This is a genomic window from Micromonospora sp. NPDC023814, from assembly GCF_040639595.1.
In the GTDB taxonomy this organism is placed as follows: domain Bacteria; phylum Actinomycetota; class Actinomycetes; order Mycobacteriales; family Micromonosporaceae; genus Micromonospora.
In genome coordinates, this window is record NZ_JBFAAF010000111.1 from 1 (window position 1) to 15,396 (window position 15,396).

Annotated in this window: 18 protein-coding genes; 5 read left to right on the top strand and 13 right to left on the bottom strand. The window is 75.4% G+C overall.

Annotated elements, in window-relative coordinates; all coding sequences use genetic code 11:
- The first annotated feature begins 113 nt into the window (after nucleotides 1-113).
- Nucleotides 114-929 carry a fused MFS/spermidine synthase gene (locus AB0G14_RS32725; RefSeq protein WP_357704172.1) on the top strand — a complete coding sequence of 272 codons (816 nt, stop codon included), beginning with the start codon at nucleotides 114-116 and terminating at the stop codon, nucleotides 927-929.
- 93 nt (nucleotides 930-1,022) lie between these two features.
- On the opposite strand, the gene AB0G14_RS32730 is transcribed toward AB0G14_RS32725, so the two are convergent.
- Nucleotides 1,023-2,324 (bottom strand): NAD(P)/FAD-dependent oxidoreductase, encoded by a 1,302-nt coding sequence (locus AB0G14_RS32730; protein WP_357704174.1) that lies wholly within the window; start codon nucleotides 2,322-2,324, stop codon nucleotides 1,023-1,025.
- A gap of 237 nt (nucleotides 2,325-2,561) precedes the next feature.
- Here AB0G14_RS32730 and AB0G14_RS32735 point away from each other — a divergent pair, with 237 nt between their 5' ends.
- Nucleotides 2,562-2,723 (top strand): hypothetical protein, encoded by a 162-nt coding sequence (locus tag AB0G14_RS32735; RefSeq protein ID WP_350712201.1) that lies wholly within the window; start codon nucleotides 2,562-2,564, stop codon nucleotides 2,721-2,723.
- 4 nt (nucleotides 2,724-2,727) lie between these two features.
- Here the strand turns inward: AB0G14_RS32735 and AB0G14_RS32740 are convergent, their stop codons facing one another.
- From AB0G14_RS32740 to AB0G14_RS32780, 9 genes are all read right to left on the bottom strand, one after another.
- Nucleotides 2,728-3,261 carry a GNAT family protein gene (locus tag AB0G14_RS32740; RefSeq protein WP_350712200.1) on the bottom strand — a complete coding sequence of 178 codons (534 nt, stop codon included), beginning with the start codon at nucleotides 3,259-3,261 and terminating at the stop codon, nucleotides 2,728-2,730.
- 67 nt (nucleotides 3,262-3,328) lie between these two features.
- Nucleotides 3,329-3,700, bottom strand: coding sequence for a hypothetical protein (locus AB0G14_RS32745; protein WP_357704177.1), 372 nt, complete (start codon nucleotides 3,698-3,700; stop codon nucleotides 3,329-3,331).
- A 59-nt stretch (nucleotides 3,701-3,759) separates the two neighbouring features.
- A complete protein-coding gene (locus AB0G14_RS32750) occupies nucleotides 3,760-4,053 on the bottom strand; it encodes a DUF6510 family protein (protein WP_357463842.1) in 294 nt (97 codons plus the stop codon).
- A 20-nt stretch (nucleotides 4,054-4,073) separates the two neighbouring features.
- Nucleotides 4,074-4,808, bottom strand: a complete 735-nt coding sequence (locus AB0G14_RS32755; RefSeq protein ID WP_357704179.1) for a ferredoxin reductase — start codon at nucleotides 4,806-4,808, stop codon at nucleotides 4,074-4,076.
- Nucleotides 4,805-5,395 (bottom strand): sulfite oxidase-like oxidoreductase, encoded by a 591-nt coding sequence (locus tag AB0G14_RS32760; protein WP_357704200.1) that lies wholly within the window; start codon nucleotides 5,393-5,395, stop codon nucleotides 4,805-4,807. Before AB0G14_RS32760 ends, AB0G14_RS32755 begins: the two co-directional genes overlap by 4 nt.
- An 80-nt stretch (nucleotides 5,396-5,475) precedes the next feature.
- Nucleotides 5,476-6,495 (bottom strand): TerC/Alx family metal homeostasis membrane protein, encoded by a 1,020-nt coding sequence (locus AB0G14_RS32765; protein ID WP_357704181.1) that lies wholly within the window; start codon nucleotides 6,493-6,495, stop codon nucleotides 5,476-5,478.
- A gap of 211 nt (nucleotides 6,496-6,706) precedes the next feature.
- On the bottom strand, nucleotides 6,707-7,957 hold the full coding sequence (locus AB0G14_RS32770; protein ID WP_357704183.1) for a DUF418 domain-containing protein: 1,251 nt from the start codon (nucleotides 7,955-7,957) through the stop codon (nucleotides 6,707-6,709).
- Between the two features lie 233 nt (nucleotides 7,958-8,190).
- Complete coding sequence (locus tag AB0G14_RS32775; RefSeq protein ID WP_357704185.1) at nucleotides 8,191-9,180, bottom strand: glycosyltransferase family 9 protein; 990 nt, start codon at nucleotides 9,178-9,180, stop codon at nucleotides 8,191-8,193.
- Nucleotides 9,173-10,351, bottom strand: a complete 1,179-nt coding sequence (locus AB0G14_RS32780; RefSeq protein ID WP_357704187.1) for a glycosyltransferase family 4 protein — start codon at nucleotides 10,349-10,351, stop codon at nucleotides 9,173-9,175. The genes AB0G14_RS32775 and AB0G14_RS32780 overlap by 8 nt, the downstream gene beginning before the upstream one ends.
- A gap of 73 nt (nucleotides 10,352-10,424) precedes the next feature.
- On the opposite strand from AB0G14_RS32780, the gene AB0G14_RS32785 reads away from it, so the two are divergent.
- Nucleotides 10,425-11,591, top strand: coding sequence for a CaiB/BaiF CoA-transferase family protein (locus tag AB0G14_RS32785; RefSeq protein WP_357704189.1), 1,167 nt, complete (start codon nucleotides 10,425-10,427; stop codon nucleotides 11,589-11,591).
- Between the two features lie 98 nt (nucleotides 11,592-11,689).
- Here the strand turns inward: AB0G14_RS32785 and AB0G14_RS32790 are convergent, their stop codons facing one another.
- Nucleotides 11,690-12,100 carry a DUF2267 domain-containing protein gene (locus tag AB0G14_RS32790; protein WP_357704191.1) on the bottom strand — a complete coding sequence of 137 codons (411 nt, stop codon included), beginning with the start codon at nucleotides 12,098-12,100 and terminating at the stop codon, nucleotides 11,690-11,692.
- Between the two features lie 155 nt (nucleotides 12,101-12,255).
- Between AB0G14_RS32790 and AB0G14_RS32795 the strand changes: the two genes are divergently transcribed.
- The gene (locus tag AB0G14_RS32795) at nucleotides 12,256-12,525 is read left to right on the top strand and encodes a DUF2795 domain-containing protein (RefSeq protein ID WP_357463863.1); all 270 of its coding nucleotides are present in this window, start codon (nucleotides 12,256-12,258) and stop codon (nucleotides 12,523-12,525) included.
- Nucleotides 12,526-12,577: 52 nt separating this feature from the next.
- Nucleotides 12,578-13,237, top strand: a complete 660-nt coding sequence (locus tag AB0G14_RS32800; RefSeq protein ID WP_357704194.1) for a DUF1345 domain-containing protein — start codon at nucleotides 12,578-12,580, stop codon at nucleotides 13,235-13,237.
- Between the two features lie 220 nt (nucleotides 13,238-13,457).
- Here the strand turns inward: AB0G14_RS32800 and AB0G14_RS32805 are convergent, their stop codons facing one another.
- Both AB0G14_RS32805 and AB0G14_RS32810 read right to left on the bottom strand, forming a co-directional pair.
- Nucleotides 13,458-14,117 (bottom strand): hypothetical protein, encoded by a 660-nt coding sequence (locus AB0G14_RS32805; protein ID WP_357704196.1) that lies wholly within the window; start codon nucleotides 14,115-14,117, stop codon nucleotides 13,458-13,460.
- 42 nt (nucleotides 14,118-14,159) lie between these two features.
- Nucleotides 14,160-15,131: a pirin family protein gene (locus tag AB0G14_RS32810; RefSeq protein ID WP_357704198.1), complete on the bottom strand. Its 972-nt coding sequence runs from the start codon at nucleotides 15,129-15,131 to the stop codon at nucleotides 14,160-14,162.
- Nucleotides 15,132-15,396: the final 265 nt, after the last annotated feature.

Consider the following 15,396-nt stretch of genomic DNA (forward strand, 5'->3'; position numbering starts at 1 on the left):
CGCAGACTCCCCAGGGTGCTTCGCAAGAGCGGTCCCGAGCTTTCGCGTCCTCTTTACATGGTCAACTGCGGGAGCCCGCCGGCCCGCCCCCGAGGCTCGGCTAGCGTGCCGGCATGGACGTCGACGCGCACCGGCTGGAGCTGGTCGTGGACCCGGCCCGACCGACCGGGCGCACACTGCTCGCCGCGGGCGTGGAACAGTCCTACGTGGACGTCGCCGACCCCCGCCACCTCCACTTCGAGTACGTACGGCGCATGGCCGCCGTGGCGGACCTGGCCGCGCCGCCCGGCCGGCCGCTGGACGCGCTGCACCTCGGCGGCGGCGCGCTGACCCTGCCCCGCTACCTGGCCGCCACCCGGCCCGGCTCGGCACAACTGGTCGTCGAGCGGGACGCGGCCGTGGTCGACCTGGTGGCGCGGGAGCTGCCGGCCCTGCCCGCCGACGTCCACGTGCGGGTGGCCGACGCCCGGGACACGCTGACCAGCGCCCCGCGCGGCGGGTACGACCTGGTGTTCGCCGACATCTACCGGGCGGCCCGGATGCCCGGGCACGTGACGACCGTCGAGTTCGCCGCCGAGGTGGCCCGGGCCCTGCGCCCGGACGGTCTCTACCTCGTCAACGTGACGGACCTGCCGCCGCTGGTCTTCATCCGGGTGCAGGCGGCCACCCTGCGGGCCGTCTTCGCCGACGTCTGCCTCGTCGCCGACCGGCGGATGCTGCGCGGCCGGCGGTACGGCAACCTCGTCCTCGCCGCCGCGCCGCGCGCCGGACGGCTGCCGGTGGCCCGGCTGGCGGCCCGCGCGGCGCGCGATCCGGTGCCCGGCGGGGTGCTGCACGCGGCGGCCCTGGACGCGTTCGTCGCCGGCGCCCGGCCCGCCACCGACGCCGCCCTCGCCGCCGCCGACGAGCCACCACCCGGCCCGGCCTGACCGCCGAGGGCTCACCCGCCCCCGTGCCCGGGACACGGTCCGGTCGCCCGGTGGCCCCGGGGCAACGGCGGATCCGGCGGGGTGCGGCGCTCGTCAGCGGGCCCGGACGGTCACCTCGGGCGAGGAGCTTTCCAGGGGCACGGCGTTGGCCGGAACCAGGCCGAGCTGCACCGCCGGGCGGGGCAGCGCCGCGTCCAGCATCCAGTCGGCGCCCACCCGGGCCCGGTTGCCCGGCATCGCCAGCAGGTGGTAGCCCCGGGTGACCACCTTGGCGGGCAGCCCCGACAGCGACACCTTCAACGGGTTCGCCGCCGCGTCCTTGCCGCCCAGGTCGACGACCCAGCCCAGGTCGTAGTGCCGGTACGGCTTGCGCCGCCCCTGCCTGTAGGAGGCGGCGATGTTGTGCGCGGCCAGCTTGCCCTGCCGCTGGGCGTGCTGCGCGGTCATCGCGCAGATCTGCCCGGGCCGGGTCGGGTCCGGCACCGCGGCGGCGTCGCCGCAGGCGTACACCTCGGGGAAGCCGGGGACGTTGAGGTACTCGTCGACGACCAGGCGGCCCTTCTCGGTCCGCAGCCCCAGCTCGGCGACGAACGGGTCGGGGCGCACGCCGACACACCAGACCAGGGTGCAGGTGGGGACGTACTCGCCGTCGGTGAGCTTCACCCCGTCGGCGGTGGCCTCGGCCACGGAGGTGCCCATCCGCACGTCGACGCCGCGCCGGCGCAGCACCCGGTCGGCGGTGTCGGACATCCGCTTGTCCAGCTCGGGCAGGACCCGGGGCGCGACGTCCAACAGCATCCACCTCGGGCGGATCTTGAGTCGGGGGCGCTGGGAGACCAGCTCGTCGGTGAAGAGCTGGCCGTGCGCGGCCACCTCCGTGCCGGTGTAGCCGGCGCCGACGACCACGAAGGTGGCGCGGGCCTGCTGCTCGGCGGGGTCCTCGGCCTGCTCGGCCAGCTCGATCTGCCGGACCACGTGGTCGTGCAGGAAGAGCGCCTCGGGCAGGCCACGGAAGCCGTGCGCGTACTCGGTGACGCCGGGGATCGGCAGCAGCTTGTTGACGCTGCCGACGGCGAGGACCAGCCGGTCGTACGCGAGCCGGTTGCGGTCCCCTTCCGGCTGGGTGAAGCCGACCCAGCGGTTCTGCAGGTCGACGTGGTCGGCCTCGCCGATGACCACCCGCACCCCGTCGAGCGTCCCGGTCAGCGGCACGGAGATCCGGGTCGGCCCCACCACGCCGGCGGCCACCTCGGGCAGCAGCGGGAGATAGAGGAAGTAGTCGGTGGAGTTCAGCACCACGATCTCGGCCCGGTCCCTGGCCAACCGGCTCAACGTCTTCGCCGCGTGGTATCCGGCGAACCCGGCCCCCACGATCACCACACGAGGTTTCGTCATTTCGGCCCCGTTCCCACGCCACGCCCTGACAAACATGGCAGATCGGGCATTCTCCGCACTCGCCCAGCCGGGCGTACCCCGTCGGGCCGACCACTCCGGGCGAGACCGCTCCGGTGGTCGACGACCGACGGCATGGGCACGCGCACGCGTACGTCGGATCACCCGGGCCGGGTGGGTTCGTCTCACCCGGCCCGGATGCACGATGGTGGTCCACCAGGGCGACGGGAGGACTGCGCCATGAGCATGCCGATGTCCAACGACCAGCGGCAGCCGATCTACCTGCGGCAGAGCGGCCGGAAACACCTCACGCCCCGGCAGCGGCGGCGCGTCGAGCACAAGCAGGGGCGGATCGAGCGCCTCGGCGGTCAGCGCCCCGAGGCGCGCCGGCCCGGGCGCTGACCGCCTACGGCCCGGCCGGGGCCGGGGCGGTGATCGCCCACCGCTCGTGGTCGCGCCACGCCCCGTCGATGAACAGGTACTCGGGTGAGTAGCCCTCCAGCCGGAAGCCGAGCCGGCGGGCCACCCGGCGGGACGGCTCGTTGCCCGGCTGGATGTTCGCCTCCAGCCGGTGCAGGCCGAGCGTGTCGAAGGCGTGCGCGACCACCAGGCCGATGCCGGCCGAGGCGTGCCCGGTGCCGCTGTACGGCAGGAAGGCGGCATAGCCCAGGTACCCGCCGCGCAGCGCGCCCATGAGGATCCCGCTGATGTTCACGTACCCGGCGATGGCGCCGGAGGCCCGGTCGCAGATCAGGTATCCGGCGTGGTCCCGCCGCCGGATCTTGGCCAGGTACGCGGCGTACCTCGTCGGGTCGTCGGGGGCGGAGAGCCAGGGGTGGTGCAGGTCCCGGCTGCGCCGGGCCGCCGCGACGAACTCGGCCTCGTCGGCGGGCCGGGGCCGGCGAATGCCGACCGGCCCGGCGGTACGCAGATATCTCACGGCGGACAACTGTCGCCGCCCCCACCGGCGATGTCCAGCGGATTGCGCCCGATCGCGCCGCGAGCCGTCACCCGCCGCCGGTGCGCTCGACGGTGTAGTGGATGGTCTGGGCGACGATCCAGCCCTGCTCGATCAGGAACGAGTCCGCCCCGTCGCGGACCCGCACGCCCTCGGCGTCCGCCGTCCACTCCAGGAACGCCATCCGACCCTCGACCAGCTTGTTCGTGTACGCGTACCCGCCGCCGGGCAGTTCCTCCTCCAGCCAGCGCGCCAGCTCCCGGACCCCGGAGTGCCCCCGGAACACGCCCCGGCGCTCCAGCACCACGCAGGACGGCGACACGTTGCGCGCCAGATCCTCCGCGAACCGGTGCTCGGCGGCCAGCCGCAGGTGGTCCTCGAACACCTCCCGCGCCGACCGCGCCCGCAGGTCCTCGTCCACCGCCCCACCTCCGCCCGTCCCGGCTGCCGGGCCCGCCCCGCCCGCGTCCGGGCCCGCCGTCACAGCGGGCCCGGGTGCGGCTGGTCCAGCGGCATCGGCACCTGGAGGAAGGTGGCCCCGCGCAGATCCAGCCAGGCCCGGTCGGGCGAGCGGACCAGCCGCAACATCACCTCGGCGCAGTTCGGGCAGCGGGCCACCAGCCCGGGCGCGTGCGAGTAGACGTGCAGGCCGGCCAGCGGGCCGAGCGTGCCGCAGTGCGCGCACCGCCCGCTGGCGGCGCTCAGGTCGACGGCGAACAGCTCCCGCAACGGGCCGTCGAGCATGTTGCCGTCCAGGTACGACAGCTCGGTCATCGGACACTCCTCCTCGACGCTCAGCCGGTCGGGCCGAACCGCTCGGTCTTCACCCGCCGGCTCTCGTGGCCGAGCCCGACGAGCAGGTCCGCCACGGTCTCCACGAAGCCGGTCGGGCCGCAGACGTAGCAGAGCGGCTCCAGCTCGGGCGGCCAGCCGTGGCTGCTGACGTCGGCCAGGCCGATCCGGTGCGGCTCCCCCCGCCAGCCCTCCGGCGCCTGGCGGGTGTACACGTACGTCACGTCCAGGCCCCGGTCGTCGCGGACGCGGGCGCGCAGCTCGTCGGCGTAGAACACGTCGGCGGGGGTGCGCACCGAGTAGAGCAGCCGGAACGGCGCGCGACTGTCGGCGGCGCGGCGCGCCCGCACCATCGCCATCAGCGGCACCACGCCCGAGCCGCCGGCCACCAGCAGCACCGGCGCGGCCTCCTCCGGCCGCCAGACGAACCAGCCGCCGACCGGGCCGCGCACCTCCACCGGGTCGCCCTGGGCGTAGACGTCGACGAGGTATGGCGACACCTCGCCGTCGGGCATTCGCTGCACGGTCAGCGCGATCCGGTTCCCGTCGGCCGGTCCGGCCAGCGAGTACGACCGCGCCGCCTGGTACCCGTCGGGGGCGGTCAGCCGCACGTCGACGTGCTGCCCGGGCAGGTGCCCCGGCCAGCCGGGCACCTCCAGCACCAGGGTGTGCGCGGTCGGCGTCTCCGCCCGGCGCTCGGCGAGCCGGGCCACCCGCCACCGCAGCGGGGCGGTCAATCGCCCTGGTACCGCTGCTCACGCCACGGGTCACCGTAGTCGTGGTAGCCGGCGGTCTCCCAGAATCCGGGCTGGTCCTCCGTGGTGAGCCGGATGCCGCGCACCCACTTGGCGGACTTCCAGAAGTACAGGTGCGGCACGAGCAGCCGGGCCGGGCCGCCGTGCTCGGCCGGCAGGGGGCCGCCGTCGTACGAGTGCGCCACCCAGGCCCGCCCGCCGCGCAGGTCGGCCAGCGGCAGGTTGGTGGTGTAGCCGCCGTACGAGTGGGCCTGCGCGTAGTCTGCGCCGGTGTCGATGCCCTCCAGCAGCGTGTCCAGGGAGACGCCCTGCCAGTCGGTGTCGCGCTTCGACCAGCGGGTGACGCAGTGGATGTCCACCGTCGGGGTCTCCTGGGGCAGCGCCATCAGCTCGTCCCAGCTCCAGCGGAACTCCGCGCCGGACTCGGTGGAGATGACGAACTCCCAGGTCTCCAGCGGCACCTTCGGCGTCGGGCCGGCGGAGAGCACGGGGAAGTCCTCCGTCAGGTACTGCCCCGGCGGCAGGGCCGGCTCCGCGGAGCGGGGCCGGCCCTGGAAGCCCGGTGACACGATTCCCACCCGTCAGTCGTACCACCCGGGGTGGGGCGGGCAGGTGCGGTCGGCCGGAACGGCACCGCGGCGGGTGACGCTCAGCGCCGCTCGACCACCACTTCCTTCCTGCCCGGGGCGGCGCCGCGGGTGGCCCGCAGGCTGGTGAGCGTGACGACCACCAGGACGCCGATGATGACGCCCAGCGAGGCGAGGGTGGGGATCTCCGGCACGCCCGCCCAGATGCCGTGCGCCCAGTGCAGGCCCAGCTTGACGCCGATGAACGCCAGGATGATCGCCAGACCGTAGCTGAGGTGGACCAGCCGGCTGAGCGCGGCGTGCAGCACGAAGTAGAGCGCGCGCAGCCCCAGCAGGGCGAACGCGTTGGTGGCGAAGACCAGGTACGGATCCTCGGTGATGCCGTAGACGGCGGGCACCGAGTCGACGGCGAAGACCACGTCGGTGGCGAACAGGGCGACCACCACGAGGGCGAACGGGGTGAGCGTCCGCCGCCCGGCGAGGCGCACGGTCATCTTCGTGCCGTGGTAGTCCTCGGTGACCGGCATGAACCTGCGCAGCAGCCGCACCGAGCGCATCTTGTTGATGTCGACTTCCTGCTCGTGCCCGGAGAGGGCGTCACGCAGCAGCTTCACGGCGGTGACGATCAGGATGACCGCGAAGAGCAGGAAGGCGAAGTCCAGGGTCTGCAGGGCCGCCGCGCCGAGGGCGATGAAGACCGCGCGCAGCACCAGCGCCCCGACGATGCCGTAGAGCAGCACCCGCTGGGCGAGCACCGCCGGCACCGCGAACGCGGCCAGCAGCAGCATGAAGACGAACAGGTTGTCGACCGAGAGCGACTTCTCCACCAGGTAACCGGTGAGGTACTCCACGCCCTGCTGTGAGCCGTAGCGGGACCAGACCCACGCGCCGAAGGCGAGCGGCAGGGCGATGTAGAACGCCGACCAGCCCAGCGCCTCCCGGATCGACACCTCGTGCGGCCGGCGGGTGACCAGGAAGTCCAGCGCCAGCAGGGCGAGCACGGCGGCGATGGTGACGCCCCACAGCGTGGGGGTGCCGACCGACTGGATCTCGGTGGCGGCAAGGTACGACAAATCGGGCATGGAGCCTCCTCGAACACCGTGTCATGTTCGAGGTCTCCTTCACCCACCGTTTGTGGGCAACCACCCGAGGCGTGCTCCGGGCACGCCGTACTGACCGGGATGGCTCGTGGGAAGTACTCCCCTCGTGGCGACAAGGTTATGGCAGGCTCGGCGGGCGCGGCAAACGGGGCACGCGGGATCACGCGCGCCCCGTTCGAGCGGGCACGCGGGATCACGCGCCCGGCGCCCGTCGACGCCCGGACCGCCGGCTGCCGGCCGGCAGTCGGCGCAGGGCCGCCTTCTGGAGGGCCTCCAGCGGACCCTGCCCGTACCGGCGCAGGCACCAGCGCGCCCCGCCGGCCAGGGTCAGCCCGACGGCCACCCAGAGCCCCAGCACCCACCACGGCGACGCGTCCTGCCAGGCCCGGGCCAGGCCGAGGCCCCACCCGTAGCAGACCAGCACGCACAGCACGTTCTGCGCGACGTAGCAGGACAGTGCGGTACGCCCCACCGCCGTCAGCCCGGCGGTGACCGGCCCGGGCCGGCGGACCCGGTCCAGCAGCACCCCGACCAGACCGAGGTAGCCCAACGCCAGCACCGGCGCGCACACGTACCGGTCGAGCAGGAAGAACTCCGGCCCGGCGAGGGTGGTGGCCGCGTTGAGCGGCAACCCGACCCCGAGGCCCACGGCGAGCAGCCGGCGCCGCAGGGCGCGTCCCCGGACGTCCGGGTCGAAAGCGCCCGCCCGGAACAGCCGGACGCCGAGCAGGAACAGGAAGACCAGCAGGGCGAAGCTGACGATCGGCTCGGCGCGCAGGGCCAGCCAGTTGTCCAGGCGGAACGCCACCTGGTCGGCCCAGCTTCCGGCCGTGAACACCCGGGCGTCGGCGGCGACGGCGGCGGGGTCGGCCGACGCGGTCGGCGGGGCGGTCGCCAGGGCCAGGGTGAGTAGCACCATCAGCGTCACGTGCAGGGCGCCGGCGGCGTACAGCACCGCCCGCTGGACCCGCTCGGCACGGGCGAGCAGCCACGCCACCAGCAGCGCGACGACCGCGTACCCCGTCAGGACGTCGAAGGCGAAGACGAGGACGAAGTGCAGGGCGCCCTCGACGAACAGGAGCAGGGCACGCCACCCGTACCGGCCGGGCCAGGGCCGCCCCCTGGCGACGGCCGAGCGGTGCTGGATGGCCAGGCCGACGCCGAACAGGATGGTCAGCAGCGCGAGGAACTTGCCGTTGGCGAGGAAGCGGAACATGCCCTCGACGACGGCGGCGACCGGTTCCGCCCCGCCGGCGGAGGCCGCCGAGATCGCCGTGGCGTCGGTGAGGAACCGGGCCTCCGCGCCGGGGGTGGCGAAGAGCCACGCGTTGGTGGCGAGGGTGCCGAGGATCGCCACCCCGCGCAGCACGTCCGGCAGCGGCAGGCGGCGGGGTGCGGCGGCGGGATCGGTGGGTGCTGTCGTCGGCGCGGCGTTCGTCGTCACGCTCCCACCGTCGCAGCGCCGTCGGAGCCGGGCGTCGTGCCGGCCGCCGAGATCCGCGTCCCGCTTTCGATGTACACCCGGGGCGCCCTCCGACGGACCCGACCCGCCGCCACCACGTCCTGACCAGCGGGAACGGCAGTCCGGCCGGTCGCCCCACGGACGGGCGACGCCGGTCAGCGGACGGCGACGCTGGTCAGCCGACGGCGACGCCGGTCAGTCGGCGGGGAGGCCGGTCAGCGGGCGGTGACGGCGGCGAGCACGGCGTCCACGTCGAGGTCGGCCATGCACGCCGGGCCCGCCGGGTCGAGCGGGCAGCCCGCCTCCCACCAGCACGGCTGCTCGGTGATGGCGGTGGGGCGCCGGTGCGGGCACCCCGGCAACCCCTGGATATCCGTGCCGCCCATCCCGTACCGCCGGGCGTCGGTGGGGCCGAACAGCGCGACCGTCGTGGCGCCGGCGGCGGCGGCGAGCCGCACCGGCCCGGTGTCGGGCCCGACCACCACCCCACCGCGCCGGCCCACCGCGGCGAACTGGCCGGCGAGCGTGGGCAGGTCGGACCGGGGCAACGGCACCCCGAGCGGCGCGTCGGGGTCGACGGGGCCGACGGTGAGCACCGGGTGACCGCGCCGAGCCAGCTCCCCGGCCAGGGCCCGCCAGTGCCGCCCGGGCCACCGCTTCACCGCCATCCCGACGTCGGTCACCAGCACCACGGGCGGCGCGAGCGGCTCCCCCACCAACCGGGCCACCGCCCGCTCCCCGGCGCGACGCGCGTCGTCGTCGACGTGCACACGCGGGCGGGCGGACCGGTCGGCGGCGTCCAGCAGCCCCTCGGCGTGCAGGATCTCCAGGTAGCGCGCGCCCACCGGCTGGTGCGGTGGCGGGCCACGCCACAGGTTCGTCACCACCCGAGCGGCGGCGGCCTCCAGCAGCTCCGCGATGCCGTCGTAGCGGGTGGTGCTGACCGCCAGGTCCGGCCGCGCCGCCGCGAGCGCCTCGACCACCGCCTCCCGTTCCGCGCCCGGTCGGCCGTGGCGGGGGGTGCGCACCTCGGCGACCGCCGGGTCGGCGCGCACCAGCTCCGCCCCCGGGTCGTGGGTGAGCACCCGCAGCCGCGCGCCCGGGTTGCGGCGGGCTAGGCCGTGCACTGCCGGCAGCAGCATCAGCAGGTCGCCGATCCCGCCGAGCAGGTCCACCACCAGGATGTCCGCGTACGCCTCAGGCACCGGCCCGCCCCAGCGTCCGCGCGTAGAGCTCGCGGTGCGCGGCGGCGACCCTCGGCCAGGAGTACGCGGCGGCGAAGGCCCGCCCCCGCTCGGCGAGCCGGCGGCGCAGCACCGGATCGGCCAGCAGCCTGCCCACGGTGCGCGCGATCGCGGCGCTGTCCCGGCGCCGCCCGATCACCGCCACCGCCCCGCCCCGGCGCAGCTCGTCGTCGGCGGAGTCGGGCACCGTCACCGCCGTCGGCACGCCGTGCGCCAGCGCGGCGAGCAGGGCGCCACTCTTCGTGCTCACCCCGGCGGTGAACGGCAGCACCGCCACGTCGGCGGCGTGCAGCGCGGCGGAGACCCGCTCGGCGGGCAGGTGCCCGGTGAACGTCACCGCCTCGGCCACCCCGCACCGCCGGGCCAGCCCGGTCAGCTCGGCACGGAACGCCCGCGCCTCCTGCTCCGGCAACGCCTGCGAGGTGAACCCGCCGACCACCAGCAGCCGCAGTTCGGGGTGGTCGCCCCGCAGGTCGGGCAGCGCCTCGACCAGGTGCCGCAGCCCCTTCACGGGGTGCACGAAGCCGAAGAAGGCCAGCAGCGGGGCGCCCTCGGGCAGACCCAGCTCGGCCCGCAGGCGCCACCCGGCGGTGGCCGCGCCGACGTGGTCGGCGACGTTCGGGGCGATCGGGATGTGCGTCGGGGCGCGACCGGTGCGCGCACGTACCACGTCCCCGTGGCCGGGGTTCGTGACGATGACCGCCGCGCTGGCCGGCACCAGCCGGCCCGACTCCCGGTCCCAGCAGCGGGCCCGCTCCGCCGCCGACCAGAGCCGGCCCGGCAGCCAGCCGGGGCAGGCCCACCACCCGTACTCGTGCAGGGTGGTGACCAGCGGCACCCGCCGGGGCAGTCGCCACGGCAGCAGGCCGGGCTGACCGGAGAACCGGTACGCCGACGGCGCGAACTGCACGTGCACCACGTCGGGGGCCAGCTCGCGGACCCGGCGCGCGGCCCGGACGGTGGCGGCCCGCCAGCGGCCCCCGTCCCCGTCGGGACGCACCGGCACCGGGGTCACCTCGACGCCCACGTCGTCCAGCGCCTCGACCAGGTGCGCCACGTAGTCGCTGACGCCGTCGGCGTCGGGCCGGCCGGGACCGTGCAGCATGGCCACCCTGATCCGGTCGTCGACCACGCCACCTCCCGCCTCTCGCCCGGCGGGTTCCCGGCCCCTTACGGCGCAAACGCGCAGCGCCTATCGTGTGCCGATGACCGAGGACGTGCCGGCCGGCCCGCTGGCCGGCGTACGGGTGGTCGAGCTGGCCGGCATCGGGCCCGGCCCGTTCGCCGCGATGATGCTGGCCGACCTGGGCGCGGACGTGGTCCGGGTGGACCGGGCCACCGATGTGGACCCGGGCGCGTTCGGCAGCCCGCACCCGGACCTGCTCAACCGGGGGCGCCGCTCGATCGGGGTGGACCTGAAGTCCCCCGGCGGCCGGGAGGTGGTGCTGGCCCTGGTCGGCGGCGCCGACGCGCTGATCGAGGGCTTCCGGCCGGGGGTGACCGAGCGGCTCGGTGTCGGCCCGGCGGACTGCCTGGCGGTGAACCCGCGACTGGTCTACGGGCGGATGACCGGCTGGGGGCAGGACGGCCCGGCCGCCCCGTACGCCGGGCACGACATCGGCTACGTGGCGCTGACCGGGGCGCTGCACGGGATCGGGCGGGCCGGGGAGCGCCCGGTGCCGCCGATGAACCTGCTCGGCGACTTCGGCGGCGGCGGGATGATGCTCGCCCTGGGCCTGGTCTCGGCCCTGTACGCGGTGCGCGGCGGCGCGCGCGGCCAGGTGGTCGACGCGGCCATCGTGGACGGCGTGGCGGTGCTCAGCACCCAGATCCACGCGCTGCGCCGGCTGGGCATGTGGCAGGACCCGCGGGGGGTGAACCTGCTCGACGGCGGCGCCCCGTTCTACGACACGTACGAGTGCGCCGACGGCCGGTATCTGGCCGTCGGCGCACTGGAGCCGCAGTTCTACGACGAGCTGGTCCGGCGCAGCGGCTTCCCGCTGCACCCGGACGTGGCGCTGGACCGCACCGACCCGGCGAACTGGCCGGCGCTGCGCCGGGCGTGGGCGCGTCTGTTCCGCACCCGTTCCCGGGACGAGTGGACGGCACTGCTGGGCCAGTCGGACGCCTGCGTGGCGCCGGTGCTGGACTGGCGGGAGGCGCCCGAGCACCCCCACCTGGCCTCCCGGCGCACCTTCGTGGAGCAGGGCGGGGTCACCCAGCCGGCCCCGGCGCCCCGCTTCTCCGGCACGCCGACGGCGCTGCGCCGCCCGCCGCCGCAGCCCGGCGAGCACACCGACGAGCTGCTGGCCGAGGCAGGCTTCGACCCCGGCCACGTCGCCGCCCTGCGCGCCGCCGGCGCGGTCGCCTGACCGCCGGTCGGGGTGGCTCGGTCGGGGTGGGTCGCACCCCGACCTCCGACCGCCGTGCCGGGTCGCGGGACGGACGGTCGGCGGGTCTGCCGGCCCGGTCAGGAGCGGCGCAGGGTGGCGCCGGGAGCCATCGCGGGTTCCACCAGCATCCGGTAGTCGCGCGGCAGCTGGGTGGCCACGTCGTCGAACTCGCCGCCGGTGATCGCCTCGCGGAGCGTGATGAAGACCGCGCGGGCGGCGTCCCTGGCCGCCGACTCGTCGATGCCGGCCCGCACGGCGATCCGCGCGACGAACTCGGCCGCACCGAACCGGTCCGCCGACTCCGTGCGCGGCCTCGGCTTCATCACCACCTGCAACGGCTTGGGCAGTTGCGCCGCCAGGTCCAGCACCTCCCCGCCGGTCAGCCGCTCGGCGAGGGTCTCCAGCGTCGCCCGGGTCAGCGCCACCGCCTGCTCCGAGGACATGTGGGTGCGCCGGGCGACCTGGTCGACGAAGGTGTCGTAGTTCATCCGTGGCTCCTTCCGCGACTGCGTCGGGCTGCGCGTACCCGGTGCCCCGTCCAGGAAACGGCGGCGGATTTCCCCGCCGGACGGCGCGTGACGGGCCGCCGGGCGGGTAACCGCCGCCGGTCGTGACCGGATCGATGCCCGGAGGAGCCGACACCATGGCGAGTTACGCCGACGTGCTGCAGTACCTGTCGAGCCTGGACTACCCGGCCGGGAAGGACGACGTGGTACGCGAGGCCGAACGCGAGGGCGCCCCGCCGGACGTGTTGCAGGCCCTGCGGGCCCTGCCACCGGTCGACTACGCCAACGGCAACGAGGTGGCCCGCTCCGCACACATCGACGCCGCGCCCGAGGTCGGCCCGTCCCAGCGGGCGGCGCAGGCCCGGGAGCGGCACCAGCGGGTCTCGCAGCACCTGCGCGGCATCTGAGCCTTGCCCGCGCCTCGGCTGACCGGCGGCGGTGCCTCCGCGAGGCGGGACCGTGACGGGTGACGGTGCGCGGCCGTACGGGCACACCCCGGCCGCCGTCCAGCTCACCGTGATGGGCGTGGTCGGGCTGCTGGCCGGCGGCCTCACCGCGCTGACGGCCTCGCTGGAGTTCGCCCCCCTGGTCGGCTGGGACGCCGCCGCGCTGAGCTGGCTGGTGCTGGTCTGGCACAAGGTGTGGCCGATGGACGCGGACCGGACGGCCCGGCTGGCGGTGTACGAGGACCCGAACCGGGCGGCCCGCGACTCCCTGCTGCTCGTCGCCTGCCTGACCAGCCTGCTGGCGGTCGGCGTCGTGGTGACCCGCGCCCATCAGGGGCCCGCCACGAGCCTCTGGAACGTCTACAGCGGGCTGGGCGTGCTCAGCGTGCTGCTGTCCTGGCTGGTGGTGCACACCGTGTTCGCCGCCCGGTACGCGCGGATCTACTACACCGGGCCGGACGGTGGGGTGGACTTCAACCAGCCGGAGGCGCCGCGCTACTCCGACTTCGCCTACCTGGCGTTCACCGTGGGGGCGACCTTCCAGGTCTCCGATACCTCGCTCACCAGCAACGAGATGCGCCGGACGGTGCTGCGGCACTCGATGCTGTCGTACCTGTTCGGCGCGTTCGTCATCGCGGTGACGGTGAACCTGCTGGCCGGCCTGGCCAGGTGAGCGGGTAGCGGCCGGACAGGCGGGCGCCCCCGCCGCGAACCGCGACCGGGGCGCCACGCAGAACCTGACCGACGGTCGACGAGGCCCGAACCGGGCCGCGACCACCAGGCGGTTGATGTACGCCCGAACCGGGCGATCATCACTGCCGAGATCATCATACGATGCGCCATCCCCCGTTTGGAGGATTATCGGCGAACTGTGGGCCAGCGCACCCCGCACGTCAGGGCGTCAGCTCCGCGTACCGCTGCTCCAGGTCGACCCGGGCCAGCGCCCCGACCAGCCACGCGAGCCGCTCGGACTCGCCGCTGCCGGCCAACCCGGCGAGGTCGTCGGCCGAGCGTCCCAGCCCCAGCCGGCGGGCCGCGACCAGCGCCCTGCGGTCGGCCACCGGCGCCACCTCCCGCCACAGCGCCTGCGCCTCGCGCAGGAACAGGTCGGCCACGGCGGCGTCCACGCCGGGCAGCTCGGTGAGCAGCTCGCGCTCCCGGGCCGGGTCGTGGTGCGCCATCGCGCGCAGCCGGCGCAGGTCGCCCCGGTAGCGCTCGACGACGGCCCGGGCCAGGTCGCCCAGGGTGTCGGCGAGCGCGTCGACGTCGCCGCGCTGGCCGCTGTCGCGCAGCACGCGCACCCGGTCGGCATGCAGCGAGCGGGCCAGCCGGGCGGCGCTGTCCCAGCCCGCCTCGGGCAGCGCGTGCGCGGTGTCCAGGGCGCGCCGGAAGTCGCCGCGCCGGGCCAGCAGCACGGCGAGGCAGAGCACCTGGAACAGGCTCGACGGGTTGTTCGTGACCCGGAAGCCGTACTGCTCCGCGAAGCCCCGCCCGCTGCCGGCGAGCCGGCGCACCAGTCGCTTCTTGTCCTCAATGCGGGAGATGGTCGGCATGCCGGCGACTACCCATGTCGGGCCCGGCCACGCCTGCCCGGGTCAGCCGAGGACGCCGCCGCTGCGGTCGCGCGCCTTGAGCCGGGTGGTGGGCAGTGCCGGGGCGGGCAGCGGCGGGGCCGGGTCGTCGGCGACGACGCCGAAGCGCCGCCCGGCCATCCAGTCCTCCCGCGCGGCGGCGACCTCCTCGTGCGAGCGGCCGACGAAGTTCCACCACATCACCAGCGGCTCCTCGAAGGGTGCCCCGCCGAGCAGCAGGAGGCGGCTGCCCACCTCGCCGGTCAGGGTGAGCCCGTCCCGGCCGGTGCCGAGGTAGAGCAGCGCCCCGGGGGCGAGCGGCACACCGTCGACCTCGGCGGCGCCGGACATGGCCAGCAGCGCGTACTCGAAGTCGCGCCGCAGCGGCAGCGTGGCCGGCGCGGCCCCGCGCACCTCGAGCTGCGCACCGAGCAGCGGGGTGTGCGTCACGGCCGGCGACCGCTCGCCCTCCAGCTCGCCGACCAGCAGCGTGACGTCCAGCTCGCCGGCGCGCCAGCGGGGCAGGTCGGCGTGGTGGGCGAAGTCGGCCGCACCGGCGCGGGCCGGGTCAGGCAGCGCCACCCAGAGCTGCACTCCGTGCATCAGCGGCGGATGCCGATCGGGCGACCGTTCGGAGTGCGCGATGCCGTGCCCGGAGGTCATCACGTTGAGCTGGCCGGGGCGGATCGGCTGCACGTTGCCGAGGCTGTCCCGGTGCAGGATCTCCCCGTCCAGCAGCCACGTCACCGTCTGGAGGCCGGTGTGCGGGTGTGGTGGCACCTCCATGCCGGGCCGCTCGGCCACGTCGTCCGGGCCGAAGTGGTCCACGAAGCACCAGGCCCCGACCATCCGCCGCTGGCGCTGCGGCAGCAGCCGCCGCACCGTCGTGTAGCGGCCCAGCGGCACGTCGTGGCCCGGCAGCAGGACGCTGCCGGGATCGGCCGTGGCCACGCCGGGCGGGCGGGTCTGCGCGGGCATTCTCTCGGTACGCTCCACCAGCCGACTGTACGCCCGGCATCGTGCCGGCTCCGGACGACCACGGCCCTGGCCCCCGACGCGGCCGTCCGTCCGCCCGGATGCGAGGACGCCGCTGGCCAGTACCCCGCACGGGGTACCGGCCAGCGGCGTCATGCGACTGTCGTCAGCTGTTCCAGTGCTCGGCGACCAGGTCGGCGGCCTGCTGCTCCCACTGGGCGTAGTGGTCCGGGTACGCCGACACCTGCACCGTCTGCGCGGCCTCGGTCAGCGGCATGTCCTGCCA